24 protein-coding genes and 1 tRNA gene are annotated in these 24,968 nt (G+C 53.9%); 9 read left to right on the top strand and 16 right to left on the bottom strand.

What is annotated here, in order from left to right:
• Positions 1–53: 53 nt before the first annotated feature.
• Positions 54–749, top strand: coding sequence for a helix-turn-helix transcriptional regulator (locus BLO50_RS13690; RefSeq protein WP_090253725.1), 696 nt, complete (start codon positions 54–56; stop codon positions 747–749).
• 662 nt (positions 750–1,411) lie between these two features.
• Here the strand turns inward: BLO50_RS13690 and BLO50_RS13685 are convergent.
• Complete coding sequence (locus tag BLO50_RS13685) at positions 1,412–1,621, bottom strand: hypothetical protein (RefSeq protein ID WP_090253724.1); 210 nt, start codon at positions 1,619–1,621, stop codon at positions 1,412–1,414.
• Positions 1,622–1,925: 304 nt separating this feature from the next.
• On the opposite strand from BLO50_RS13685, the gene BLO50_RS13680 reads away from it, so the two are divergent.
• Positions 1,926–2,600, top strand: a complete 675-nt coding sequence (locus BLO50_RS13680; RefSeq protein WP_167354460.1) for a substrate-binding periplasmic protein — start codon at positions 1,926–1,928, stop codon at positions 2,598–2,600.
• A 245-nt stretch (positions 2,601–2,845) separates the two neighbouring features.
• On the opposite strand, the gene BLO50_RS13675 is transcribed toward BLO50_RS13680, so the two are convergent.
• The 8 genes from BLO50_RS13675 to BLO50_RS13640 form a co-directional block, all read right to left on the bottom strand.
• Positions 2,846–3,613, bottom strand: a complete 768-nt coding sequence (locus BLO50_RS13675) for a hypothetical protein (protein WP_143003822.1) — start codon at positions 3,611–3,613, stop codon at positions 2,846–2,848.
• Positions 3,614–3,707: 94 nt separating this feature from the next.
• On the bottom strand, positions 3,708–4,466 hold the full coding sequence (locus BLO50_RS13670; RefSeq protein ID WP_090253718.1) for a restriction endonuclease: 759 nt from the start codon (positions 4,464–4,466) through the stop codon (positions 3,708–3,710).
• A gap of 284 nt (positions 4,467–4,750) precedes the next feature.
• Positions 4,751–6,025: a translesion error-prone DNA polymerase V subunit UmuC gene (gene umuC / locus BLO50_RS13665; protein ID WP_090253716.1), complete on the bottom strand. Its 1,275-nt coding sequence runs from the start codon at positions 6,023–6,025 to the stop codon at positions 4,751–4,753.
• Positions 6,022–6,459, bottom strand: coding sequence for a LexA family protein (locus BLO50_RS13660; RefSeq protein ID WP_090253715.1), 438 nt, complete (start codon positions 6,457–6,459; stop codon positions 6,022–6,024). Before BLO50_RS13660 ends, umuC begins: the two co-directional genes overlap by 4 nt.
• Positions 6,460–6,823: 364 nt before the next feature.
• A complete protein-coding gene (locus BLO50_RS13655) occupies positions 6,824–7,510 on the bottom strand; it encodes a hypothetical protein (RefSeq protein ID WP_126474947.1) in 687 nt (228 codons plus the stop codon).
• A complete protein-coding gene (locus BLO50_RS13650) occupies positions 7,511–10,945 on the bottom strand; it encodes a hypothetical protein (protein WP_090253711.1) in 3,435 nt (1,144 codons plus the stop codon). It abuts the gene before it with no gap.
• On the bottom strand, positions 10,938–12,398 hold the full coding sequence (locus BLO50_RS13645) for a tyrosine-type recombinase/integrase (RefSeq protein WP_244152885.1): 1,461 nt from the start codon (positions 12,396–12,398) through the stop codon (positions 10,938–10,940). Before BLO50_RS13645 ends, BLO50_RS13650 begins: the two co-directional genes overlap by 8 nt.
• Before the next feature lie 166 nt (positions 12,399–12,564).
• Positions 12,565–12,654, bottom strand: a tRNA-Ser gene (locus tag BLO50_RS13640).
• A gap of 265 nt (positions 12,655–12,919) precedes the next feature.
• Between BLO50_RS13640 and BLO50_RS13635 the strand changes: the two genes are divergently transcribed.
• From BLO50_RS13635 to BLO50_RS13610, 6 genes are all read left to right on the top strand, one after another.
• Positions 12,920–13,588: a Bax inhibitor-1/YccA family protein gene (locus tag BLO50_RS13635; protein ID WP_090253709.1), complete on the top strand. Its 669-nt coding sequence runs from the start codon at positions 12,920–12,922 to the stop codon at positions 13,586–13,588.
• Between the two features lie 181 nt (positions 13,589–13,769).
• The gene (gene tusD, locus BLO50_RS13630; protein WP_090253707.1) at positions 13,770–14,162 is read left to right on the top strand and encodes a sulfurtransferase complex subunit TusD; all 393 of its coding nucleotides are present in this window, start codon (positions 13,770–13,772) and stop codon (positions 14,160–14,162) included.
• Position 14,163: 1 nt separating this feature from the next.
• Positions 14,164–14,523 carry a sulfurtransferase complex subunit TusC gene (gene tusC, locus BLO50_RS13625; protein WP_090253705.1) on the top strand — a complete coding sequence of 120 codons (360 nt, stop codon included), beginning with the start codon at positions 14,164–14,166 and terminating at the stop codon, positions 14,521–14,523.
• Entirely contained in the window at positions 14,523–14,822 is a 300-nt protein-coding gene (gene tusB, locus BLO50_RS13620) for a sulfurtransferase complex subunit TusB (protein WP_090253703.1), read from the top strand. Before tusC ends, tusB begins: the two co-directional genes overlap by 1 nt.
• Positions 14,819–15,154 (top strand): TusE/DsrC/DsvC family sulfur relay protein, encoded by a 336-nt coding sequence (locus tag BLO50_RS13615; RefSeq protein WP_090253701.1) that lies wholly within the window; start codon positions 14,819–14,821, stop codon positions 15,152–15,154. The genes tusB and BLO50_RS13615 overlap by 4 nt, the downstream gene beginning before the upstream one ends.
• Positions 15,151–16,137, top strand: a complete 987-nt coding sequence (locus BLO50_RS13610) for a glycosyl transferase family protein (RefSeq protein WP_090253699.1) — start codon at positions 15,151–15,153, stop codon at positions 16,135–16,137. The genes BLO50_RS13615 and BLO50_RS13610 overlap by 4 nt, the downstream gene beginning before the upstream one ends.
• Here the strand turns inward: BLO50_RS13610 and cysG are convergent.
• The 7 genes from cysG to BLO50_RS21675 form a co-directional block, all read right to left on the bottom strand.
• Entirely contained in the window at positions 16,122–17,516 is a 1,395-nt protein-coding gene (cysG, locus tag BLO50_RS13605) for a siroheme synthase CysG (protein ID WP_090253697.1), read from the bottom strand. The genes BLO50_RS13610 and cysG overlap by 16 nt on opposite strands.
• Before the next feature lie 73 nt (positions 17,517–17,589).
• Positions 17,590–18,870 (bottom strand): serine--tRNA ligase, encoded by a 1,281-nt coding sequence (gene serS / locus BLO50_RS13600; RefSeq protein WP_090253695.1) that lies wholly within the window; start codon positions 18,868–18,870, stop codon positions 17,590–17,592.
• 105 nt (positions 18,871–18,975) lie between these two features.
• Positions 18,976–19,356 carry a fluoride efflux transporter CrcB gene (gene crcB, locus BLO50_RS13595; protein ID WP_090253692.1) on the bottom strand — a complete coding sequence of 127 codons (381 nt, stop codon included), beginning with the start codon at positions 19,354–19,356 and terminating at the stop codon, positions 18,976–18,978.
• The gene (locus BLO50_RS13590) at positions 19,353–20,678 is read right to left on the bottom strand and encodes a replication-associated recombination protein A (RefSeq protein WP_090253690.1); all 1,326 of its coding nucleotides are present in this window, start codon (positions 20,676–20,678) and stop codon (positions 19,353–19,355) included. Before BLO50_RS13590 ends, crcB begins: the two co-directional genes overlap by 4 nt.
• A gap of 32 nt (positions 20,679–20,710) precedes the next feature.
• Complete coding sequence (lolA, locus tag BLO50_RS13585) at positions 20,711–21,337, bottom strand: outer membrane lipoprotein periplasmic chaperone LolA (protein WP_090253688.1); 627 nt, start codon at positions 21,335–21,337, stop codon at positions 20,711–20,713.
• Between the two features lie 28 nt (positions 21,338–21,365).
• Positions 21,366–23,768: a DNA translocase FtsK gene (gene ftsK / locus BLO50_RS13580; RefSeq protein ID WP_090253686.1), complete on the bottom strand. Its 2,403-nt coding sequence runs from the start codon at positions 23,766–23,768 to the stop codon at positions 21,366–21,368.
• Complete coding sequence (locus BLO50_RS21675) at positions 23,755–24,030, bottom strand: hypothetical protein (protein ID WP_143003821.1); 276 nt, start codon at positions 24,028–24,030, stop codon at positions 23,755–23,757. The genes ftsK and BLO50_RS21675 overlap by 14 nt, the downstream gene beginning before the upstream one ends.
• Between BLO50_RS21675 and trxB the strand changes: the two genes are divergently transcribed.
• Positions 23,999–24,949 carry a thioredoxin-disulfide reductase gene (gene trxB, locus BLO50_RS13575; protein ID WP_090253685.1) on the top strand — a complete coding sequence of 317 codons (951 nt, stop codon included), beginning with the start codon at positions 23,999–24,001 and terminating at the stop codon, positions 24,947–24,949. The genes BLO50_RS21675 and trxB overlap by 32 nt on opposite strands.
• Positions 24,950–24,968: the final 19 nt, after the last annotated feature.

Genomic DNA, 24,968 nt, shown 5'->3' with positions numbered 1-24,968 from the left:
GCCTGCCCTCTCCTCCACACTTGCTACATCGTTCAACGTGATGGAGCAGCAAAATGAATACCTCGGATACCTGCCAGCAACCTCGTACTCTGACACCTACTGAACTTGCTAAGTGCATCAGACTGTTTCGCGAAGCGAAGCGTTGGTCTCAAGAACAATTAGCCGAAATCTCAGGTCTGAGTGAGCGAACGATTCAGCGAGTAGAAAAAGGCCTTTCGGGTGACATCAACACCCGGCGCGCCCTCGCGCGAGCGTTCGACTTCGAAGACATCGACGTTTTCAACAAGGCCTACGAGATACCCTCCGAAGAAGAACTCAAGGCCGCCCAGGAGAAATTCGACAAGGAGAACGTCACCCTGGCGGCTAAACCACTGACCACTGGGAGGCAACTAGCCAAGTTGGCAACAACCTGCACAATGGACATTTCAGAGCCAGCGTTCGAGTTAGCCCGAGAGGCTGAAGAAGCATTTTCTGACTTGGTGGACAGCTTTAGGGAGTACCGTGATTGCGCCGATCTGTATAGTGAGCGGGATAAAATTGGCGTTTATGACGAGATGCAGGCGGTCATCGATGCACTCAAAAGGCTTGGCGTGTCTCTTCTCTATGCAGAGCAAAAGGTGAAGCTGAAATGGGGAGCAGATCCAGCCACTCCACCTATGCCCGCCAACATCCTATACGTCGTAGCCTTTCCTCTCGGTGAAGAGCCTGAACACTTCGCCACGCCCAGGTCAGGTGGGATCAGCCTTTAGATCCCCGCGCCCACTATAAACTGACTCCGCAATTTCACATTGCGGAGTCAACAATTTCGCAAACTGCATCAACCCTTTAGCGTTGAATTTCCCGCCAGGAAGGCTTCAGCGACTACAAATGCAGCGATGATGTAACTCTCATCTTAAACCGCGAAATGAAATCGGCCTCTTTCGAGGCCGTCCTTTACTGCGAATGAAGGTATCACGCATGTTCCAACTCTGGGCGTTCGTCAGCCTCATGCACCAGCTTAGGCTCTGAATTACAGCCAAACACTGGCCATTCGTGAGGCGCATTTAATCGAGCACTCAGCGTATCCGCATATTGAATGGCTTCTTGCTCGCTCCCGCAAGGAACGCAAATACTGCTAGTGCAGACTAGCCAGGACTGATTGCCTTGATCTTCATGCCTCAGAACTTCCACTTTCACGGCTTATTCCTCCACTCAATCAAGATCCAAAAGCAGCTAAACCGCATGCCAAGTGGGCATTACGAAGCAAAAAAAAAGCCGACGCATGGGGTGCTATCGGCATAGGAGAATATTGGTGTAGCCAGTGCCCCGGAGTAGCCGTGACAAACCTGTCTTACGCTCAACTCATTACAGCCTTGTGACAATCTATACGTCCTTACAGAAACTGGTATTGGGCCAGATCAACGGCACGAGCTTACGCCCGCTTCAGTCCTTCAAACGAAGAGTCACGAACAGAACGAAGCGCCTGGGCATCCAAATTCATCTGCTGAATGACGCAATGTAGCTTCTGGCGCAAGAGTTCATCCCCAGTTCGCTCTGCTGCATTCATCACTGCTATGGCCGCCATCTCATTATTTGAGGCCACGTGATCAAGGGTCTTACGCAACAACTTTTGACTGCTCACTTTCACATGCTCCGGTTCAGACGGCGTGAAAGGTACGGCCAGAGTGTTACGGGCCCATGACAAGCTGACGGGTCAGTTAGTTTTCAGGGCCCCTGGCAGCTTCAGCCTCTGACGATGAGCAAAAAGCAGACGTTCAGTAGTGCCTGAGAAACTCTGGGGTATTCACCTGCTGAGTGCTAGTTCGGCCTGTCGGATGCTAGTCTAAAGCGCATTACCGCCATTCAGCGATGCCACCATGCTCGTTCGCTTGCTCCTTTGCCTGCTGAGCTCTCTTCTATTGCCAATGGCTAAGGCCGAGCCGCTCATGATCTACGGCCCCAACGATGGGCACCCCAAGTATTACGAGGAAGACGGTGAGGCCAAGGGGATAGTGGTGGACATCAGCCGCCACTGCTTGGACGAGATGAAAATTCCTTACCAGATCAGGTTGGCACCTTGGGCACGCGCCTACCGCCAGGCTGAGCGCGCCGAGGGTGCAGTGATCGGCCTGTCAGCCAGTCAGGAGCGGTTGGAACTGTTCGACTTTTCCGATCCCATTTTCACCGAGCGAATCATGCTGCTGGTCAAGATGGATCGTAAGTTCACCTATGAGCGGATTGAGGATCTCAAGGGGCGGTTAATCGGCGTGACCACGGGCACTAGTTATGGCACCGCATACGACGAGGCGGTGGCCAATGGCACCCTAACCATTGTTGGCTTCAACAGCATCCAGAGCGGCTTAGCCATGCTCCAGCGCGAGCGCGTGGATGCCATCCTGATTGGCTCTAGTGTGAATATCGAGGGGCTGGTCGAGCGTAGCGAGGAGCTGCGTGGCAGTGTATTCACCACTCTGCCCGTGCCGTTCAAGACCGACAGCAAGCACATGGGCATCGCTAAGTCACTGAAGATGGGCTGGTTCCTGGATAGTTTCAACCAGTGCTTGGGGCGAGGCCAAGCGGACGGTACCTTCGAGTCTATCGTCTACCGCTATACCAATTGAGGAAGGAGTTGGTACGCTGAGGTGCGCTCACGTCCTCGGCGCAGACGCTGTTGATGAGTCAATGGACTGTTCTGCTGATTGTGCAATCGCGCAGAGTCGCCCTGAATTTGTAAACACTGTTGAGTGCCGCTTTGAGCCTGTCGCATCAGGCGGGAGTCGGCCAGAAGAAGCCATTGACTAACGTTTGGTTAAGGAGCGGGCTTTAGCCCGTCCCGGTGAGCGGAGCGAGCGGTTTGAACCAGTTGTTATATTTTTGACTCCAGATGGCGAATTACTTGCTCATCCGTTCCTATCTCTCTAAGTTTCTCAATTGCATTCCTGATGACAGGCTCTTTTTCTTCAGGGCTGTACTCAACTTCTGAGTCACTTTTTAAGTCAAAATTAGTTTTTCCTGCGATTGCTCCGAGCTCTTCTACCGACTCTTGAGTATGAAAAACTATACAAGACTCGACCACTTGAGCTGCATGACGCAACCAAGCTATTGACTCAGTAACTACGCCTTCCAGAAATTCATAAAACTCTTTTCTATCCGGCGGGTAAACTAGGTCGATCTCGTGACCAAATACTTTTTGGTGCCCGTCCTCTGTTAAGAAAGAGTTTATAGAGGCCTCTAATAGAGCTCTGTAACTTTCAAAAATTCTATATTCAGAATTTTCTCTTGAGCTCTCCATGAATAATTGGGGCATCCATTGAACAGCGCGCTCCGACAATACGAAATCTATATGGCCAACTGATTTATTTCTAACATGATTGATAAATCCTAGCTTTTTTCTAAGTTCACGTGTGTGACTCTGGAACTCTGCATCCCCTCTAACGCCTCCTTGCTTTAGGAAGTCATTGAGATTGTTCAGTATGACGAAGACGTTACGAGTGCTCCTAAGCTTTCCAATGTGTGCCTTGAGATCATTCGTAGGAGCTCTTAGATCATCGTCCAGACATTCCAGGTCATGCTGAATGATGGTAAGGCACAAATATGTGGCTTTCTCTTTGATTTGATATTTCTCTTTGCTCAAACACATCTCCTGATCTATGAGGACATATAACTTTTGGTTAAGGGGCGGGCTTTAGACCGTCCCAGCGCGCACAGCGAGCGATTTGAACCACTTGTTATGCGAAAATATTACGCCCAAATACAGTATGAAATTTCTCGGTAATTACCGCAGCATGACTAGAGATTTCAGTCGTCAGATCCCGATAGTAGACTGCTTTGTATTTAAACTCATCGCCGAAGCCATTAACTAGCCTTGATTTAAAATCTTCAATATCAAAAAGAGCTGTTGGTTCGTGGCTGCTTGCAAATTTATCCATGCTCAGCATGGCCATAACCATTGTAAAATTTTGATATTTATTGCATAGCACTTCATATTCTGATTTCTTGGTCGCATCAAGCTGATTCAAGAATCTTGATCTGCGGCTATTAATTGGCTCCACATATTGTAGTAGGCAATCTACAGCGGAGAGAACCTTGACACAAAAATACTTGCTATACCATTGTTTGAAGTAACGCTCTTGAAATTCGGCATATGTCAAAGCCACAATGTTTGTGTGCTGTATATAGCTTAGTGCTCCTTCCTGAAAGCCCTCCTTGGATATCAATATGCCAATGTGGCCACCTGTCTCATGAAGCACGGTTGTAAATGAATGCACGACTGCTTGCGGTATTGTGCTGCCCCAGTTCTTACATTCGATGATGTACTTTATTTTTTCTACGCTGTGTTCATCTATTCCGTACACATCTATCTCAACTTTCCCTCTGGGTGTCTCGATAGTTTTCTCTGTTTCAGCAGCTATCCCAACCTCATTAAGTATCCTGCATACTCCTGATTGCAGATCTTTCCAGTCGGATGGTTTGGGATTTTCAATCATATGTAAGTTTTACTCATGATCTGTTTTTTTGCATAACTACTATTAGGCGGCATCGCTGTCGCATAACATCCGACGGGTGTCGGATAACGTTCCTTGTCGTTTTTTAAGCTCTACTCTGGCTTGAGGAATTTCACGGAAAATGCGACAGCCTAAGGGTGGAAGGGCGACATGGGCGACAAGCACAATCTGCTCGATCATGTTCGGCGGCTATTCGCTGGAAACACTACTTGAATCCGCCAGCGCCAGTCTATTGCCAGTGACCGCTCTTGGCCGGAAGCAGAAACCTACCCCCTCACCCCAATCACCTCATCCCACCGAGTCGTGTACCTCTGACTCAACATCTCCCGGCGCATTGCCCAAGATGGCTTCGCCGGCACCCGGCCAATGCGTACGGCGCCTCGCCCTTCTCTCTGATTGATCTGGTCAACAACCTTCATCAGCTGCTCTGAGCCAGGGCGGGGTTTGGGCGCAAACAGATCCGGCGTCATCTCGCCGCGCTGACTCAAATCCATCAGCAGGATGGAGCACTTTGAGAACGGATATCCAGGACGGTAGATTTGGCTCAGGCCTCGCTGGGCAAGCGCCAGAATTTCTCGCGTGTCGTCGGTAGGTGCCGGCAGAGCCATGGTCACCGCATTGGCATAACGCGGCCCATCAACCTGAGCCAACTGTGTCTGAAGGCCGACCTGAATGGTGCCGCAAAGCGAGTTCTGGGCACGCAACTTCTCCGCAGCACGGCTCACATAAGCAGCCAGTGCTTCGCGAATTGGCGGTAGCTCTGTTTGGCGTACACCAAACATCTTGCTGGTGCCGATAGCCTCCTTGGGCGGAGGCCCCTCATTAAAGCCGATGCAGCTCACACCACGTAGCTCCCTCGCTGTGCGCTCCATGGTCACCCCGAAGGTTTTGCGTAGGGTGCCGATATCGAACTGCGCCAGATCCCAGGCTGTCGCGATATTGAGAGTCGTGAGCTTGGCCGCCGAGCGATGTCCTACACCCCACACTTCTGACACTGGCGCCAAGCGAAGAAGCTTCTCCTGGCGAATGGGGTCGGTCAGGTCGAGAACACCACCAGTGCCTTTCCATTTTTTTGCCGCCCAGTTTGCGAGCTTGGCTAGGGTTTTAGTCGTGCTGATGCCAACGCCAACCGGCATACCGATTTCACGGGCTAGGCGCTCGCGAATGCTCCTTCCCAGTGCTTCAGGATCAGCAACGCCGGTCATGTCGCCCCAGGCTTCGTCGATTGAGTACACCTCGATGCCTGGCAGCATCTCTGCCATAACGCGCATGACTCGGTTACTGATGTCGGCGTACAGCGGGTAGTTGCTGGAGCGCGCCACCACACCTTGCCGACGCATCTCATCGCGCACTTTGTAGTACGCGGCGCCCATGCCAATACCCAACGCTTTTGCCTCGCTGCTGCGGGCAATCACACACCCGTCGTTGTTCGATAAAACCACGACAGGTCGACGCTTGAGCTCCGGCTGGCAGATTCGTTCGCAACTACAGTAAAAGCTGTTGCAGTCGATGAGCGCGAAGACTCGACGCGGGGCGCTCATGACGACACACAGCTGACCACCCAGGATACGACTCCCCAGATCTCGACGATCTCTTCACCGTCCAGCTGGACATCCGGGACGATTGGGTCGGCAGCTTTAAGCCAGCGGCCACCAAACAAGTCCCGCTGAACCAGCCTCACCCGGTAGCCGTCGCCGAGGTCGACTACCACAAGTTTGTTGTCCAAGTGGCTTGCTGCTCTGTTCACGATCAACCGGTCACCAGGGAATATCCCGAAGCCCAGCAGTGTGTCATCGAGCACACGAACGCCCCATATATGCGGCGCCCCCAGACCAGTAAGCCGGTCTAAGGAAAGGCCCTCTTCTTTCTCATCTTCAGCAGGCGATTGAAAGCCGGTGATGCGCAGATCAGCAGCGTCGGCAAGTAGGCGCTCGCGCAGCCGTTCACCGCGAGCCAGTATGGACAGAGAAGGCATCGGATTACTCAACAAATACTGTATATGCAAACAGTATTCGCCAAGCCTTGCGATAGGTCAATCAGGGAAGATAGGCGGTCGCTGCTAAAGCGGATCAGCGCTCAGAGTCGCGTACCCAGTGTCGCCCTCACAGCTTGCTTCCGAGCCTGGACTCCATTCCAAGCGAGCCTGCTTGGTAGTCAGATCCAACAGAAGGCGCCGGTTGTGATGCTTTGTGGAACGGCCAGCCGAAATGCCACAGGAGACTGACAACCATCGACGTCGCCATGACCTCTGAAGCATTTACTTAAGACGACCCGCCAGTCTTTGCGAGTCATTGGGACGCGTTAAAGGCTCAGGGAGGTTGGCCAAGAGGTCGTTTCACTCATTGGTCTGGCAACCTTTTCGCCCTTTTACGCCACTTAGCTACGTCCTCAAAGATGCGATCAAGCTCATGCATATCTTCCATAGGCGCAATCAGCCCCCTAGGCCCATGGAACCCTGGAGTGGCAAAATTTTGAGTCGTTTTCCCTTCAGGAACCAGCTTGAACGCTCCCGGTATCTGACCGCACATACCTTCATAGATGCTGATTACCAGCGCTAGATCGCTTTGAAGACGCTCAATTGTGGCTTGTAGTGCCTCACTTCCTCCAGAACCTTCAAAAGAAACCCCAGAGTCGATGGCGAGTATCTTCTGCTCAAGCCACTGGTTTTTCTTGCGCAGGCTTGCGATCTCAAAATTAAGAGCCTCACTATCCGAAATGCTTAAATTTGTAGTGTCCGGATTTTCCTGCTTAATCTTCAAAAATCTTTCAAGCAGATCTCTATAAGTTTTATTTCGCAAAAGAGTCACGTGGCTCATGGGCTTTTGAGGCACGACCACCACACCATCCTGCGAGGAAGTTTTCCGATTTGACTCAAACTCCGTAACCAATTTTGCCACATCCTTAGCAAAGCTAGTTACGTTAGAAAATTTTGCATTTGACAGAATTTTTATAGCGTCAGTTATGAGCTTAAGTCTTTCGGCTTCATGCTTACGTCTATACTCATCAAAAGTTTGAGACCGTTTCAATTACACATCCCCAGGGGAATTAAAAATTAGACTGGGTTTAACTTCGGGTTCTTCGATGACTAACGCCTTAACGGGATCACTAGCGATCCGGAAAACATCCATAGCGTCAAGTGAGCCGGTAGAAATCATGCTGGCAATCTGAGTAGCGAGCGCCATACCTGGAGTTTTGGGGGTTGGCTTGAAACCTTCCAGCATATTCCCCTCCTTCATGAGCATCACCGCGCGCATATAGGCAAACTGAGAGTCCAACTCTGGACTGGAGGTGTCAGGAAAATTTTGCACATCAACCAAGCGTTTTATCAAATGCTCAGCAGACGTTAATTCCACGCGTTCAAAATGCGAGAGTAACTGCTCCTTCTCCTGCAAGAAAAAGCCTTCTCCCTGCCCATTCCTTGACATCATGTAAAGCTGCTGCTCGATGGCTTCGTAAGCATAGACCTCACGAGTATAGCGATCATGCTCACTTTCAAGGTTATCCATAACCTGTTTATCCTGAGCAGACGGCTTTCGAATGCGATATTCATTCAGTTTCTTCAGAATACCAGCCATCATTTCCTTGCACTTATCCTTCTCAGCACAAATTGCAGGAAGATGGACAATACCACGTATCGCATATACACACAGTGAGCAGATCCTCTCACCACCAAGCGCCCGAACCACTTCCTGAGGACAGTTATTGTTGAATGGACAGATGTGACACGGATTGTGCGCAAGCTCAGTGAAATGCTTACCACGGAGCACTCCTAGTCCATCTTTGTCTTCTTTAACCCCGGTCAAGCTCATGAGGCCGTGAGTCTGAATCGCCGCCTCAGGATCAGTCTCAATATCGCTGATGAGCTTGGCGTTCACACGAAGAACTGCCTCAGCCAACTCCGGTGCATCACCGTCATTAAGCTTGTCCATATTCTTCATTAGATAATTTTCAAGCAACTGCTGATGGCTAGGCATACTGTCTGTATCAGAAACTGTGTAGTACCACACCAACGACTCTGTTTGACCGGTCATCATTGAGCCAATGATTGACGCTGGAAGCCAGTTCATCGCTTCAGATACGAAGCCCGCACGAAGTCCATGTGGAGTATGATCACTCCTCACAGAGGATTTACCAATACCACTGAGAAACTTTGAAGAGTAATCATCAAAAGGCAGCTTGTTTTTCCCTTCTTTTAGATAAACAAGATCTGCACCGTCTTTATCTCCAAGTTGAACCTTAATGAAATATTGCAGAATGAGCAGCAGCGTTGGGAAAATATGGAAATTGTACCATAGGGTCTGATTTGATTTGGGCAATCGGAACAACGGCTTGTATCTGCCGAATCGCGCTCCTTCTTTCAACCCGTACCACAAATCTTCCTGATAACTTGGATCGCTACATTGATCGTACCAAGTTCTCTGCCTATCCAGAACCTCGTAAACACGACGAGACACAATTGCCGTCCAGGCTCCGTGGGATTTATCACTGCTGACAAACAGCGGCGCGAGCTGGCTCTGATTGTAGCGATCAAGAACACAGTCATACTTGTCTTTATTAAGCCAAATAAGGTGCGCTTGACGCAGCCCCGTTTCACACATCAATTGCGTGACCCGTATGTGATTTGGAACAATCCGCTCTTGCCAGCTCCCGTCAATTTGATAACTCGAAAAAGAGTAAAATCTAGGCAGGAACTCAAACCTCTGAACTTTTCCCTCATGAAAAAAAATAGGGCAGTAGTTAAGAGCATCTAGATCCACTAAACTATAACTTTGCCCTTCTTTGCCCCAAATCCCTTTCCAGGCAATATTCTCTCGAAGCTCACCTAACGTAGGCTTGTACAGAGCGCCATTAAGAATCCCGAAATTACCCAGATATCCAGCTTTTCCTGCGTCGTTGACGACATCCTGCACCAACATGTCATTTATATGCATTACCAAGTATTCAAGCGAATACAGCATGCTAATAAAAGTTGAGAAATAAGATCTGGGAATTGGCTTCTTAACTGTGCCATACCGCTTCTGAATTTTTGGATAACATGCAGGCGAAAACGTGCTTTTGAATTTATCACATTTAGGTATGATCGAATTATGATCTTCTACATATTGGCACCACTGCTCCAGCATTAGGACGCGGCTATAATGTGTATCCTGTGTCCATTCATATTGTTTTGCGCACAGATCAAGATAGTTAAGAAATGTCATCGGCATTTCTTTACTTGCCTTTAGTACGCGATCAGAGATCGTCGCTTCACGAGTAATAAATAAGGAGCATTGGAAATCATTCATGGACGTCGGATAGTCATCCAGCGATTGATCTCGCCGAAAGTAAAAGCTAGGAAGATAGACAGCAGCATAACTCATAACGAGATTCAGGAGAAATATCGGCTGAGAATCTTTCTGATAGTTCTTTGACTTCAAAAACGACCTGAATAACTCGTTTAATAAGTCAGAAAAATCGTCCACCTTTTTTGGTAGGCGCGAATAAATTGGCGAGTTATCGACTCCATCTTCACGATTGAAAATGAATTTAATCCGACTTGGCTTTAAATGATTTTTGATAAAATCACTTAAGGATAATGCAGATTCACCAGAAGAATATTCAACGGCGACAGCCATTGATTGATTAATCAGCAATGATTGGTTATTTCTTTTTTTGCGTTCCTGAGGCTCATGCATCCGCGCATGCCTTGCCTTCTTTGTACAAGCCTGCTCTCTTTCTTCTTTTTTTGCAATTTTGTAGTCTGAAATAATTTTCTCGACCACATCTGCAATCGCAGGTGTGTTTCTAGAGAGAGTCACCAAGAAATCGTTAACATAATGACGCCTGAGTGGTAGATCACCTACACCATTGGCAGCCCCGAATAAAACCTTGATATCCGCCTCATTCATATCTTCAACAGAATAAAATGTTGTGCTCAGCAACAATCGCAGCCAAAAACCTAACCGACCACTACTGTCGTCCTTCAGAGGAATACTGCTGGGCAAAGCAGACTGGGGGCTCATCGAGCGAAGCAGTATTAGCGTCTCTACCCCGGAGTCAAGGCTAAGTGCGTCATATAATTCATTTTGGTGCAGCACACCCATCAATGAGAGTGGCGCAAGGAATTTTTTCCTGGCCCAAAGATCAATGAACGCAAACCTGAAGAAATTAGAGAGGGTTTGAAGGTGTGTAGGTTTCAACTGTGAAAAGCGAGCATCGACATCAGACAATTTGACAGACGTTTTCTTAAAGCCGTACGTGATCAGTTGTTCGACTTGCTTTCTTGTGAACCCTTTTAGATCAATCCCCAATTCAAAAAATTTGCGCAGCTTATTGGGTGATGAAGTTCTACCCGCAAGAACATTTGACTCTGGCAGACTGAAAAATAACTTCCTAACATTAGTCACTGACCTGTTAAACTCAACTCCAACCTGGCTATCATCGACAAACCATACGGCAGCGTTTTTATCGAGATTAATCATAGCCAACCTCCAGACCAATAGACTTTTTCATATTACCCAACTGGTTTTCGAGGTATTTTATTTGCGAATTAGCAACGCTAAATGAATCGTCTCTCAATCTGAGCATATTGATTGAGGAGAGTGTAAACTCCAGCAGCTTGGCATCTTTTCTGGCATAACGCTGCGTTGCTTCAATAGTTTTATGCCCCATGAATTTCTGAACCATTTTAAGGTCTAGCCCGAATTTATTCGGACTAGACGGATTCGGGCAGAAATTCACTAAGTAATAGCCATACATATGCCGTAAAGAATGAAAGCCATAGCTATTCAGCCCAAGCTCTTTTGTCGCCTTATTGAATCGTTCCCAAGTCGCTTGATAGGACGAGGGCATCGCATCACCGTTCTTCAGATTGCGGAACAAAAAACGATGTCTTTTGGGCCTGAGGCGGAGAGACTCTTTTTCCCGTTCCTCCTGAATATATAAATCTAGATTGATCCAAAACATAGATGCAAATGGCTCTATCAAGAATGTCTCTTCTGTAATCCGCCCCTTGTGATCAAGCTTTTCAATCGCACTTGCAGACATATACTTTGCGAGAATGTCTTTCCTAGTGTTAGGGTCAACAATTCTAACCTTGCCTTCACTGGGGTTAATATCATCAACCAGCAATGTCAGGGCTTCAGATATCCTGCAACCTGAAGCCGCGATAAAGCTCCACAAGACTTTATCTCGTAAACATTTCGCGCTATCTATGAGCGCTTTGCATTTGTCTATTGGGAAAACAAGGTCGTCACCACCATTGCAATCGGTGTATGCAATAACAGAATTTTTAGCCTTAGCGACCAGCCCCTTTACCTTTATAGACTTGAGCCCGCCCGCAATACAGCCAGCAAGCCAGCTTTTTGACTTTATAGCCTGTTTTATTTTTAGTGGGGCCTTTTGATATCTTTCCATCGAAAGCGGTAAGACTGAAAAACTAGAGTCAGACAGATATCCAGCTTGCTCTAACTGCTGGAGACCGATCCGCAACCTTTCGCTAGCATCAATGAAGTTATTAATCGCGACGAAATGCAGGTCTATGGAGCTAGCGCCAATACCACCTGTCCCAAGAGCTTTTGCCGTCGACGCAGCCAGTGGAGCCTCACTGTCAGCGCCATATGCCAAGTAGCTCTCGTAGGAGTCCAAGGCATCTCTGAGTAGGATCGGTGTCAGGAACCCCTGCTGCGCAATCACTTCGTAGATGTAATTGAGAAAACGGCTGACCGCGTAGCAATAGGCCTTGACCGTTCTGAATTTTTTGCTGATGGCCAGCTGGTACGCCCACTCATCAAAAAACTCGCACATCATTTCGTCATCGGCTAGCAGGCGAAAGGTCGCCTTGCCGTTACGTGTGGTTTCTTTGATGTCAAGGTGGCCGGGGTGTGCTTTCAAGCGGCTCAAAATTCTTCTTCCCGTCATGACAAGATGCAACAAGGGGTGAGTCTTGTACAACAACATGCAACTTAATGCAACAGAATGCAACTTTTCTGTTGCGTGTTGTTAGACTCCAAGCCCTTAAGCTCTTGATCGCACCCCTGATACGAAAAAGCCAAAAAAAAGGGCCTAGATTTTCATCTAAGCCCTTGTTTTTTCAGGTGTATGGCGGGAAACGGGGGATTCGAACCCCCGGGACGCGTTAGCGTCCGCCGGTTTTCAAGACCGGAGCATTAAACCACTCTGCCAATTTCCCATTTTTACTACGTTGCTACTTGAGAACCAGTCATAAGATGCAACTGAATGCATCCTAGTATAAGAACTCACGGAAGAGTTTCCCCTTCGACGGTTTTCAAGACCGTTGCATTCAACCGCTCTGCCACGCTTCCGGCGTTTGCGGGCGGCAATCTTACCCGAACGCAACACGCTGTCAAACTCTGCGTGTTGGCTCTTTATTCGCCTCTGCTATGATCGGGCCTGACCTTGGTCACGGAACCATCAGCCATTTCAGGAGTGTCGCCATGAACGAACACAATTATGCACTTGACCATACGCAGGTTGAGCAGCAAGAAGTCAGCCGCGTCCTGCGCAACACGTATGGCCTGCTAGCCATCACCCTGGCCTTCAGCGGCTTGGTGGCTTACATCGCGCAGCGCGCCAATGTGCCTTACCCGAATATCTTTGTGGTGCTGATCGGCTTCTATGGCCTGTTCTTCCTCACCGCCAAACTGCGTAATTCGGCTTGGGGCCTGGTTTCGACCCTCGCCCTGACCGGCTTTATGGGCTACACCCTCGGCCCAATCCTCAATCGCTACATGGGTATGGCCAATGGTGCTGAAGTTGTCAGCTCGGCCTTCGCCATGACGGCCCTGGTGTTCTGCGGCTTGTCTGCTTACGTACTGACCACCCGCAAGGACATGAGCTTCCTCAGTGGCTTCATCACTGCGGGTTTCTTTGTCCTGCTGGGCGCGATGGTTGCTGGCTTCTTCTTCGAGATTAGCGGCCTGCAGCTGGCGATCAGCGCAGGTTTCGTGCTGTTCTCCTCGGCCTGCATCCTGTTCCAGACCAGCGCGATCATCCATGGCGGCGAGCGCAACTACATCATGGCGACCATCAGCCTGTATGTATCGATCTACAACCTGTTCGTCAGCCTGCTGCAGATTTTCGGCATCATGGGCAGCGACGACTGATTTAAGTTGCTGTGAAAAGCCCGCTCCGGCGGGCTTTTTTATGCTTGCCATCCATGGCTCGCCCCCTCCGGGCCGTCGCTAGCGACGTTAAAAATGACTCCCTGTCATTTTTTATGCCTGCCGCGCGCATCTTGGCGGCCCAAGCTTTATCATTCCGCCAAATTGGCTCGCCAGGTTTGCTATGAAGTTCGCCATCGCACTGTTCTCCCCTCCCCATGCGCCCTCCTCGCGCCGTGCGCTGCGTTTTGCGCAGGCTGCATTGGCGGGCGGGCATGAGATCGTGCGGCTGTTCTTTTATCAGGACGGCGTACACAGCGCCTCGAGCAATGTGGTTTGCGCGCAGGATGAGGTGGACCTACCCCGCGAATGGCGAGAATTTGTGCAAGCGCAGCAGCTGGATGGCGTGGTGTGTATCGCCGCCGCCTTACGCCGTGGCGTGTTGAATGACGATGAAGCCCAGCGCTACTCGCGCACGGCTGCCAACCTGGATGCGACCTGGGAGCTTTCTGGCCTGGGCCAGTTGCACGAAGCAGCGCAGCTGGCGGATCGTCTAGTGTGCTTTGGAGGGCCTTGAGATGAGTAAGTCGCTGTTGGTCATCAGCCGCCAAGCGCCTTGGTCCGGCCCCGGCGCGCGCGAAGCACTGGATATCGCGCTGGCCGGCGGCGCCTTCGATTTGCCGATTGGCCTGCTGTTTCTCGATGACGGTGTATTCCAGCTGAGCAGCGCGCAGCAACCGGCCACCCTGCAGCAGAAAGACCTCAGCGCCAACCTGCAGGCCTTGCCGATGTTCGGTGTCGAGGCGCTGTATGTCTCGCAGCGCAGCCTGGCCGAACGTGGCCTGCAGGATCAACCCAGCAGCCTCGCTGTCGAGCGCCTCGATGATTCCTCAATAAGCGCCTTGATTGACCGTTACGACCAGGTGATTACGCTCTGATGGCTACCTTGCACGTACTTTCGCACTCGCCCTTTACCGATAGCCGCCTGAGCAGTTGCCTGCGCATTCTCGGCAGCCAGGATGCCCTGCTGCTCTGCGGTGATGCCGTATACGCCTTGCAGGACGGCAGCGCGCAGCGTCAGGCGCTTGAATTGATGCCTGAAAGCATTGCGCTGTATGCGTTGGATGAAGACGTGCAGGCTCGCGGCCTTGTGTTCCCAGCCCGCCTCACACTGGTCGATTACCCTGGCTTCGTTGCGCTGAGCTGCCAATACGACAAGGTAAACACCTGGCTATGACCACGCTGAATGTTGAGGGTCGCAGCCTGGCGCTGGACAAAGACGGCTATCTGCTCGACCTGGCGGATTGGTCCGAAGCTACCGCGCAAGCCCTGGCGCAACGTGAAGGCATCAGCCTGAGTGCCGAACACTGGGAAATCCTTTGGCTGGTGCGCAGCTTTTACGACGAATTTCAGTTGTCCCCGGCCAACCGTCCGCTGATCAAATTTATAGCCGTGAAAATCGGCGCCGAGAAAGGCAATAGCCTGAACCTCAATCGCCTGTTCAATGGCGCTCCTGCCAAACTCGCCGCCAAGCTGGCGGGCCTGCCCAAACCGACCAATTGCCTATGAACCTTGTTACTCCGCCGGAACATCCTTTCGCTCAATTTGTACGCATTCTAGGTAAGGGCAAGCGCGGCGCACGTAACCTGACTCGCGAGGAAGCCCGAGACGCCATGGGCATGCTGCTTGAGGGGAAGGTCGAAGACACCCAGTTGGGTGCCTTTTTGATGCTGTTGCGGCACAAGGAAGAAAGCGCCGAGGAAATGGCCGGCTTTGCCGAAGCCGTGCGCGCGCGCCTGCAGGCGCCAGCGATTCAGGTGGACCTGGATTGGCCGAGCTATGCCGGGAAGAAGCGCCACCTGCCTTGGTTCCTGCTAGCCGCCAAAGCACTGGCCAATAGCGGTATTCGCATCCTGCTGCATGGTGGCGGCCCACACACTGCCGGGCGGATGTACAGCGAACAGCTGCTCGAAACCCTGCACATCCCGCTGTGCCGCAACTGGGAGAGCGTCGAGCAGGCATTGGCGCAACAACAGCTGGCGTTTATCCCGCTGGGCGACTGGGTGCCGCAACTGCAACGGATGATCGACCTGCGCAATATCCTCGGCCTGCGCTCACCGATTCATTCCCTGGCGCGCATTCTCAACCCGCTGGGCGCGCGTTGCGGCCTGCAGAGCATCTTTCATCCGGGTTATCAGGCGGTGCACCGCGAAGCCAGCCAGTTGCTCGGCGATAGCGCTGTGGTGATCAAGGGCGAAGGCGGCGAAATCGAGATCAACCCAGACGCCACCAGCCACCTATATGGCACGGCTAACAGCACCAACTGGGATGAAGAATGGCCGGCACTGTCGCCGCAGCGCCACGTCAAACCCGAATCATTGCAGCCCGCTCACCTGTCCGCGTTCTGGCGTGGTGAGGTGGCCGATGATTACGGCCAGCTTGCCGTCATCAGCACCATGGCTCTGGCCTTGCGCGCCCTCGGCGAACCGCGTGAACAAGCCCTGGAGCGTGCCGCCCAGATGTGGGCGGCGCGCAATCAGACGCTCGCCTGAGCCCCTTCGAACCAGGCCAGTTTCTCCCGCAGCTGCACCACTTCGCCGACTATGACCAACGTCGGCGCATGCACCTCATGCTCTGCCACCAGCTCCGCCAGATTGGCCAGAGTGCCCGTAAACACCCGCTGGTTCTGCGTGGTGCCCTGCTGGATCAATGCTGCCGGGGTTGTAGCGGCGCGGCCATGGGCAATCAACTGCTGGCAAATGATCGGCAAGCCGACCAACCCCATATAAAACACCAGAGTCTGACTGCTGGCGGTGAGTTCGTTCCAGGGTAAATCACTGCTGCCATCTTTCAGGTGGCCGGTAACAAAACGCACCGACTGCGCATGGTCTCGGTGAGTCAGCGGAATCCCAGCATAAGCGGCGCAGCCAGAGGCTGCGGTAATGCCAGGGACAACCTGAAAGGGGATGCCATGGGCGGCCAGCTCTTCAATTTCCTCTCCACCGCGGCCAAAGATGAACGGATCTCCGCCTTTAAGACGTAGCACCCGCTTACCTTCTTTGGCCAGATTGACCAAGCGCTGGTTGATCTGCTCTTGCGGTACGGCATGCTCGGCACGCCGTTTGCCGACATAAATGCGCTCGGCATCACGGCGGCACAGTTCGATAATCGCAGGTGCCACCAGGCGGTCATACAACACAACATCGGCCTGCTGCATTAGGCGCAGCGCACGGAAGGTCAGTAAGTCAGGATCACCCGGCCCTGCGCCAACCAGATATACCTCGCCCAAGGTGCGCGGGGCAATGCCAGCAATTTTCTCTTCCAGCAGGCGCTGACCTTCTTGCAGCTTACCGGCGAATACGCTTTCGGCCACCTGGCCCTGGAACACATCCTCCCAGAACACCCGGCGCTGCTGCACATCGGGGAAGAGCCCTTTGACCTGGGCACGAAAACGTTTGGCCAGACCCGCCAACTGGCCATAGGTCGCGGGAATCCAGGTCTCGATTTTGGCGCGAATCAGCCGCGCCAATACAGGAGCATCGCCGCCACTGGTAATCGCCACAATCAAAGGCGAGCGATCAACAATGGCGGGGAAAATCACGCTGCACAGCTTGGGCGCATCCACCACATTGACCGGAATGCCCAGGGCCTGCGCCTCGGCGGATATCTGCGCATTCAGCGGCTCGTCATCGGTGGCGGCAATGATCAGTGCCACCCCCTGCAGATCAGCCGATTGATAATCGCGCAGCAGCACCTCGCCGTTACGGGCGCTGGCCATCTCACGCAATTCATCACGAATCTCCGGCGCAACCACACGCAAGGTTGCACCTGCATCACTGAGCAAGCGCGCCTTGCGCACGGCAACTTCGCCGCCACCGACCACCAGTACCAGGCGATCCTGCAGTTTGTGGAACAGGGGCAGAAAATCCATGACGCACGCTCTCGATCGGATAAACAAAACGGGGTGGCACTGGCCGCCCCGTCGCAGGTAACTGAAATTCGGATTAACCGATGATTTCGATACCGCCCATATAGGGCTTCAGCACGTCCGGCACGCGGATGCTGCCATCGGCCTGCTGGTAGTTCTCCAGTACGGCGACCAGTGTGCGACCTACTGCCAGGCCGGAGCCGTTGAGGGTGTGCACCAGCTCGGGTTTTCCGGTTTCTGGGTTGCGGTAGCGTGCTTGCATGCGACGCGCCTGGAAGTCGCCACAGTTAGAGCACGAGGAAATCTCGCGGTACTTATCCTGGCTCGGCACCCAGACTTCCAGGTCATAGGTTTTCACCGCACCGAAGCCCATGTCACCGGTACACAGCGCCAATTTGCGGTATGGCAGCTCAAGCAGCTGCAGCACGCGCTCAGCGTTGGCGGTCAGACTTTCCAGCGCTTCGAAAGATTTGCTTGGCTCGACGATCTGCACCATCTCAACCTTGTCGAACTGGTGCTGACGAATCATCCCGCGGGTATCACGACCCGATGCGCCGGCTTCGCTACGGAAGCACGGGGTGTGCGCAACCAGCTTGAGTGGCAGCTGCTTAGGGTCAAGGATCTCGCCAGCAACGATATTGGTCAGCGACACTTCAGCAGTCGGGATCAGGTAAAGATCGGCTTCGCCTTCGCGGCTGATCTTGAACAGGTCTTCCTCGAACTTCGGCAGCTGGCCGGTGCCTTGCAGCGCCGGCGCCTGTACCAAATACGGCGTGTAGGCTTCTTCGTAGCCGTGCTCGCCGGTGTGCAGGTTAATCATGAACTGTGCCAGGGCGCGGTGCATACGGGCGATGGGCCCGCGCAGCACGGCAAAGCGCGCGCCAGAGAGCTTTGCGGCGGTCTCAAAGTCCAGCCAGCCGTGCTGCTCGCCGAGGGCAACGTGATCCTGAATCGGGAAGTCGAAGCTGCGCGGTGTGCCCCAGCGCGACACCTCAACGTTACCCTCTTCGTCTGCACCAACCGGCACCGACTCATGCGGCAGATTGGGGATATTCAGCAGCAGGTTGTCGAGCTCGGCCTGGATGCCATCGAGGTCACGTTTACCCTGCTCCAGATCGCTGCCCATCTGGTCCACTTCCGCCAGCAGCGGCGTGATGTCTTCACCGCGCTGCTTGGCCTGGCCAATGGATTTAGAGCGACTGTTGCGCTCGGCCTGCAGCTGCTCGGTGCGGGTCTGCAGAGTCTTGCGCTGGGCTTCTAGCGCTTCAAAACGCGCAACATCGAGGACAAAGCCACGGGCAGCCAGGCGCTCGGCCACTTCATGGAGCTGGGTACGAACGAGTTTGGAATCAAGCATGTTCTGGTCTCAACACTTCACAAGGGTTTGCATGGCTTTGGCCATGACGCGCAATGCCGCGCAGTTTAAGGCTTTAGCGGGGGGAAGTGCCAATCGACAACGCCGTTACTGACACAGGCGCGCCAAGCTAAGTCCCGCCCAGGTCGCTAGCAGGCTACCCAACACGCTGACTGACGCATAGCCCAGGGCCAGCGGCAGCTGGCCGCTCTCCAGCAGCCGTACGGTGTCGAGGGAAAAAGATGAAAAGGTGGTCAGGCCGCCAAGAAAGCCAACAATCAGCCCCGCGCGCAACTCCAGCGGCAGCTCAGGGCGCAGCAGGAACAGGCCATATAGGTAGCCGATCAGCAGGCAACCAAGAATATTCACCGCCAAGGTCGCACCGTAGAAGTGCTGCGGCCAGTTTGCGCTGACCCAGTTGGCCGTGGCGAAGCGCAACAGCGTGCCGAACATACCGCCCAAGGCTACGGCAACCACTACACCGATCATGGTTTTCTCCGCTGCCGAGGGCTGTTGCGGTCCTGGTTTTTCAGGTGCTGCAGCTTGTCGCGAATTTTCAACTCCAGGCCACGTGGCACTGGCTGGTAATACTCGCGTGGCTCGAATGTTTCCGGAAAGTAATCTTCGCCTGCCGCATAGGCATCAGGCTCATCGTGGGCGTAGCGGTATTCGTCGCCATAGCCCAACTCTTTCATAAGTTTGGTCGGCGCATTGCGCAGGTGCAGCGGGACTTCTTGCGAGCCATGCTCGGCAGCGTCACGCTTAGCGGCGTTGAAGGCGTTGTAGACCGCATTGCTTTTCGGCGCGCAGGCGAGGTAGACAATCGCCTGAGCCACTGCCAGCTCGCCCTCGGGACTGCCCAGGCGCTCTTGTACATCCCAGGCGTTTAGGCACAGGGTCAGCGCCCGTGGGTCGGCGTTGCCGATGTCTTCGCTGGCCATGCGCACCACGCGCCGGGCGATATACAGCGGATCACAGCCTCCATCGAGCATGCGCGCAAACCAGTACAGCGCGCCGTCGGGGTTGGAGCCACGCACGGATTTGTGCAGCGCCGATATCTGGTCGTAGAAGGCTTCGCCGCCCTTGTCGAAGCGCCGACGGGTATCGCCAAGCAGATTGAGCAGCAACTCGCTGCTGATCTCGCTGCCGTCTTCGGCCAGATCCGCAGCGTTTTCCAGAAAATTGAGCAAGCGCCGGCCATCACCATCGGCGGCGGCTTGGAGAATCTGGAAGCTTTCTTCTGGAAGGCTAAGTTTGCGCTCGCCCAGGCCCTTTGGGTCGCTCAAGGCGCGATCGACCAGTTTGCGCAGCGCGCTTTCATCCAGGCTTTTCAGTACGTACATGCGGGCGCGTGAGAGCAAGGCGTTGTTCAACTCGAATGACGGGTTTTCCGTGGTGGCGCCGATAAAGATCAGCGTGCCGTCTTCCACGTAAGGCAGGAAGGCATCCTGCTGCGACTTGTTGAAGCGGTGCACTTCATCGACAAACAGGATGGTCTGACGGCCATATTGCGCGGCATGCTGCTGCGCGACTTCCACTGCCTGACGAATCTCCTTAACCCCGGAAAGCACCGCAGAAATCGTCTCGAAATGCGCATCGGAAACCTGCGCCAGCAGCCGCGCCAGGGTGGTCTTGCCGACGCCCGGCGGGCCCCAGAAGATCATCGAGTGCAGCGCACCCTGCTCCAGCGCTTCACGCAAGGGTTTGCCGCGGGCCAGCAAGTGCTCCTGACCGACGTACTCATCCAGGCTGGCTGCACGCAAACGGGCAGCCAGGGGTTGAGCAACGGAAGCCTTGCGAAACAGATCCATGACTGCGGTTTAACGCCTCTGCTTTGAGCTTTCTACTCTTGAATCACGTCCGCGCCGGCCGGAATCTCGAAAGTGAACTGCGCATCGTTCTGTGGCTCATTCATTTTCACGTTGAGGAAAAGAATGTTGGTGCGCTGGCCGATGCTGTCGATCAGTTGCATGTCGTTGAGCACCTTGTTGCGGAACGACAGACGCAGGCTGTCGAACAGAGTGTCCTTGGATTTTGGCTTGAGAATAAAGTCGACCACGTTGCCACCCTCTTTGTGGCTGATCTCGAAGTTCTCACGGATCTTCGACACATCGCCGGACAGCAGCAGCGCCGGGGTGTGGGTCAGGCGCTGATCGAGGGTTTGAATGGTCACCTGTTGCAGATCCGGGTCATACAGCCAGACCTTCTCGCCGTTGGAAACCAGCAGCTGCTCCATCGGCGCATCGGTGTGCCAGCGGAACAGACCCGGACGTTTCAGCGCGAGCTGGCCAGCAGTTTCCTGCAGCTGGGTACCACTGCCGTCTAGGGTCAGCTGGGAAAAGCGTGCGTTGATGGTCTGCGCCTGGTTAAGCAGCTCGGTCAAACGCTGCACGGCAACTTCATCGTCGGCCATGGCGGCAACGTTGGTAAAACTCAGTACGGTCAGCAACAACATGCGAATCAGGCGCATGGGACTCCTTATCAGATCGGGCTAGGCGTTAATCGCGAACGGGGCTTGGTGCTATGACCTCGCGAGAGCCATTGGTGTTCATTGAGGTGACGACGCCGGCCATTTCCATGGCCTCGATCATCCGTGCGGCTCGGTTGTAGCCGATCTTCAGCTTGCGCTGCACCGCAGAAATAGAGGCGCGGCGGCTTTCCAAAACGAAATTGACTGCTTCGTCGTAAAGCGGATCGGACTCGCTGCCTTCACTGCCTTCGCCGCTGCCACCCTCAAAGCCGCTACCGGACTCTTCAGCGCCGGCCAGGATGTCATCGATATAGTCAGGCGTGCCGCGCTGCTTCCAAGCCTCAACCACGCGGTGTACTTCCTCGTCGGAGACGAAAGCGCCGTGCACGCGAATCGGTAAGCCGGTGCCCGGCGGCATATAGAGCATGTCACCGTGGCCCAGTAGCTGTTCGGCGCCGCCTTGGTCGAGGATGGTGCGCGAGTCGATCTTGCTCGATACCTGGAACGCCATACGGGTCGGGATGTTGGCCTTGATCAGACCGGTGATCACATCCACCGAGGGGCGCTGGGTCGCGAGAATCAGGTGAATCCCCGCGGCACGGGCTTTCTGCGCGATACGGGCGATCAGCTCTTCAACCTTCTTGCCGACGATCATCATCATGTCGGCGAACTCGTCGACCACCACCACGATGGTCGGCAGGGTTTTCAGCAGCGGCGCTTCGTCGTGCATGCTTTCGCGCTTGTACAGCGGATCGCTAAGCGGCTCGCCCGCCTCTTCGGCGTCTTTGACCTTGCGGTTAAAGCCGGCCAGGTTGCGCACGCCCATCTTCGACATCAGCTTGTAGCGACGCTCCATCTCGGCCACCGACCAGCGTAGGGCGTTTGCTGCTTCCTTCATGTCGGTCACGACCGGGCACAGCAGGTGAGGAATGCCTTCGTAGATCGACAGTTCGAGCATTTTCGGGTCGATCATGATCAAGCGCGCCTCTTCCGGCGTGGACTTGAACAGAATCGACAGGATCATTGCGTTAACCCCGACCGACTTACCCGAGCCGGTGGTACCGGCCACCAACAGATGGGGCATCTTCGCCAGATCGGTGATCACCGGCTTACCGCCGATATCGTGGCCCAGAGCCAGAGTAACCGGCGACTTGGCCTCATCGTACTCGGGCGATGACAGCACTTCGGAGAAGCGCACGATCTGCCGGTCTTCGTTGGGAATCTCGATACCGACGGTGGTTTTGCCCGGAATTACTTCCACCACGCGTACGCTGATAATCGCCATCGAACGCGCCAGGTCCTTGGCCAGGCCAGAAATACGGCTGACCTTGACCCCAGCTGCGGGCTGAATCTCGAAACGGGTAATCACCGGGCCCGGATGAACCGACTCGACGATAACCTCGACGCCAAACTCCTTGAGCTTGATCTCAAGCAGGCGCGACATGGCTTCCAGGTATTCGGGTGAGTATTTCTTCTGAACTTTCTCTGCCACATCGAGGATCGAAATCGGCGGCAGGCTGCCGGCCAGAGCGCTGTCTTCAAACAGGTTAACCTGCTTCTCTTTCAGCACGCGTTTGCTCGGCTCAGGCGCTTTCGGCGCGGCCGGCGGCGTGATCACCGGTGCTGGGCGGTTGACCCGTTCACTCATGTGCTTATTCAGCGACTCTTCGCGCTCAATCAGGCGCTCTTTGACCTTGGCCTGTTCGCGGCGATCCAGCACGATTGGCGCGGAGACTTCACTGACGCGCTCGTCGACTTCACGCAATTGCGCCACCAGCTGCTTGCGCTCAACCCGCGCACTCCACCAGCGGTTGGCCAGACTCTGGATCAGCTCGATCAGATCAAGGGTGATCTTGCCGGTCAGGTCCATCACCTTGAACCAGGACAGATCGGTAAACACCGTTAGACCAAACAGAAACAGCGCAATCAGCAGCAGCGTACTGCCTTGCACATTCAGCGCATTGATCGCCAGCGCTCCGAGGCTTTCACCCAGCGCTCCACCTGCGGAGGCCGGCATGCTTGAGCTGGCGTGAAAATGGATATACGCCAGCGCGGCACCGGACAACACCAGAAAAACCAGACCAATCAGCCGCCAGGAAAAAAGCCAGCCGCTCCACTGCCACGGCTGATGGCGGGCGCGGAACACCTGCAGGGTTTTTACTGCTAACAGCAGCGGGAATAAATAGGCGAAATAACCCAAGGCCATAAACAGAATGTCGGCAAACCATGCACCGGCGCGGCCGGCGGCGTTCTGTACCTGCTCAACATTGCTGGTGTGCGTCCAGCCCGGGTCAGCCGCATCGTACGTCAGCAGAGCCATCCAGAGATAAAGGCAAAGTGCGCCCAGGCCAATCAGCGCGCCTTCTTTGAGTCGATAAGGCAGCTGCTGACGCCAGAGAGGGGCTTGTGCGGTTGGGCTAGATTTCTTCAAAACGCATCTGTTCCTGCGCCAGAGGCGCCGAATAATTGGTTAACGGCAAAATATGCAGCGATTGTACGGGTTTAACCGCACCATACCAGAGCGAGCTGTATGCATAAACAGCTACGGCGGTTGACTCCCGCTCTTCGCCCGCTTCGGTGTAGCATATCCGCCAATATCTTCCGTGCGGCTCAATTGGAGCATGCATTCTCTTTTGTGACAAAGGCTTATGAGGTGTTTTTATGAGCGAAGTCAAGCATTCACGCTTGATCATCCTGGGCTCCGGCCCTGCCGGTTATAGCGCTGCCGTTTACGCTGCCCGCGCCAACCTCAAGCCTGTGATCATTACTGGCATTCAGCCCGGTGGTCAGCTGACCACCACTACCGAAGTGGACAACTGGCCTGGTGATGTCGAAGGCCTGACCGGCCCAGCGTTGATGGAGCGCATGCAAAAGCATGCCGAGCGCTTTGAAACCGAGATCGTCTACGACCACATCCACACTGCTGAGTTGCAATCGCGCCCTTTCACCTTGAAAGGCGACAGCGGTACCTACACCTGTGACGCACTGATTATCGCCACAGGGGCATCGGCTCAGTACCTGGGCCTGCCGTCCGAAGAGGCGTTTTCCGGCAAAGGCGTATCGGCGTGTGCCACCTGCGATGGTTTCTTCTACCGCAACCAGGTGGTCGCGGTGATTGGCGGCGGCAATACCGCGGTCGAAGAAGCGCTGTACCTGTCGAATATCGCCAAGGAAGTGCACCTGGTGCATCGCCGCGACAAGCTGCGTTCCGAGAAAATTCTCCAGGACAAGCTGTTCGACAAAGCGGCCAACGGCAACGTGGTGCTGCACTGGAATCACGCTCTTGAAGAAGTGCTGGGTGATAACACGGGTGTTACAGGCGCGCGCCTGAAAGATACGCAGAGCGGCGTGAGCAAAGATCTGCCTCTAGCCGGCGTATTTATCGCCATCGGCCACAAGCCCAATACCGAGCTTTTCCACGGCCAACTGGAGATGCGCGACGGCTATCTGCTGATCAAGGGTGGCAATGAAGGCAATGCCACCGCCACTAGCATTGAAGGTGTGTTTGCAGCGGGCGACGTGGCTGACCACGTTTACCGTCAGGCCATTACTTCTGCCGGCGCTGGCTGCATGGCAGCGCTGGATGTCGAGAAATTCCTCGACGACAATTGATCCACTCAGGGCAGACGCA

The organism is Pseudomonas peli, from assembly GCF_900099645.1.
Taxonomy (GTDB): domain Bacteria; phylum Pseudomonadota; class Gammaproteobacteria; order Pseudomonadales; family Pseudomonadaceae; genus Aquipseudomonas; species Aquipseudomonas peli.
The sequence above is the reverse complement of the archived record's forward strand: the minus strand, read 5'-3'. Positions and strand labels throughout refer to the sequence as shown.

Coding starts and splice junctions, on each gene's coding strand:
- BLO50_RS13690 (WP_090253725.1), top strand. CDS start 54: ATGAATACCTCGGATACCTGCCAGCAACCTCGTACTCTGACACCTACT.
- tusC (WP_090253705.1), top strand. CDS start 14,164: ATGAGTAAGTCGCTGTTGGTCATCAGCCGCCAAGCGCCTTGGTCCGGC.
- umuC (WP_090253716.1), bottom strand. CDS start 6,025: ATGAGCGCCCCGCGTCGAGTCTTCGCGCTCATCGACTGCAACAGCTTT.
- BLO50_RS13660 (WP_090253715.1), bottom strand. CDS start 6,459: ATGCCTTCTCTGTCCATACTGGCTCGCGGTGAACGGCTGCGCGAGCGC.
- BLO50_RS21675 (WP_143003821.1), bottom strand. CDS start 24,030: ATGATCAAGCGTGAATGCTTGACTTCGCTCATAAAAACACCTCATAAG.
- BLO50_RS13590 (WP_090253690.1), bottom strand. CDS start 20,678: ATGGATCTGTTTCGCAAGGCTTCCGTTGCTCAACCCCTGGCTGCCCGT.
- cysG (WP_090253697.1), bottom strand. CDS start 17,516: ATGGATTTTCTGCCCCTGTTCCACAAACTGCAGGATCGCCTGGTACTG.
- BLO50_RS13670 (WP_090253718.1), bottom strand. CDS start 4,466: ATGATTGAAAATCCCAAACCATCCGACTGGAAAGATCTGCAATCAGGA.
- BLO50_RS13615 (WP_090253701.1), top strand. CDS start 14,819: ATGACCACGCTGAATGTTGAGGGTCGCAGCCTGGCGCTGGACAAAGAC.
- BLO50_RS13680 (WP_167354460.1), top strand. CDS start 1,926: ATGATCTACGGCCCCAACGATGGGCACCCCAAGTATTACGAGGAAGAC.
- tusD (WP_090253707.1), top strand. CDS start 13,770: ATGAAGTTCGCCATCGCACTGTTCTCCCCTCCCCATGCGCCCTCCTCG.
- BLO50_RS13650 (WP_090253711.1), bottom strand. CDS start 10,945: ATGATTAATCTCGATAAAAACGCTGCCGTATGGTTTGTCGATGATAGC.
- trxB (WP_090253685.1), top strand. CDS start 23,999: ATGAGCGAAGTCAAGCATTCACGCTTGATCATCCTGGGCTCCGGCCCT.
- serS (WP_090253695.1), bottom strand. CDS start 18,870: ATGCTTGATTCCAAACTCGTTCGTACCCAGCTCCATGAAGTGGCCGAG.
- lolA (WP_090253688.1), bottom strand. CDS start 21,337: ATGCGCCTGATTCGCATGTTGTTGCTGACCGTACTGAGTTTTACCAAC.
- tusB (WP_090253703.1), top strand. CDS start 14,523: ATGGCTACCTTGCACGTACTTTCGCACTCGCCCTTTACCGATAGCCGC.
- BLO50_RS13610 (WP_090253699.1), top strand. CDS start 15,151: ATGAACCTTGTTACTCCGCCGGAACATCCTTTCGCTCAATTTGTACGC.
- crcB (WP_090253692.1), bottom strand. CDS start 19,356: ATGATCGGTGTAGTGGTTGCCGTAGCCTTGGGCGGTATGTTCGGCACG.
- BLO50_RS13635 (WP_090253709.1), top strand. CDS start 12,920: ATGAACGAACACAATTATGCACTTGACCATACGCAGGTTGAGCAGCAA.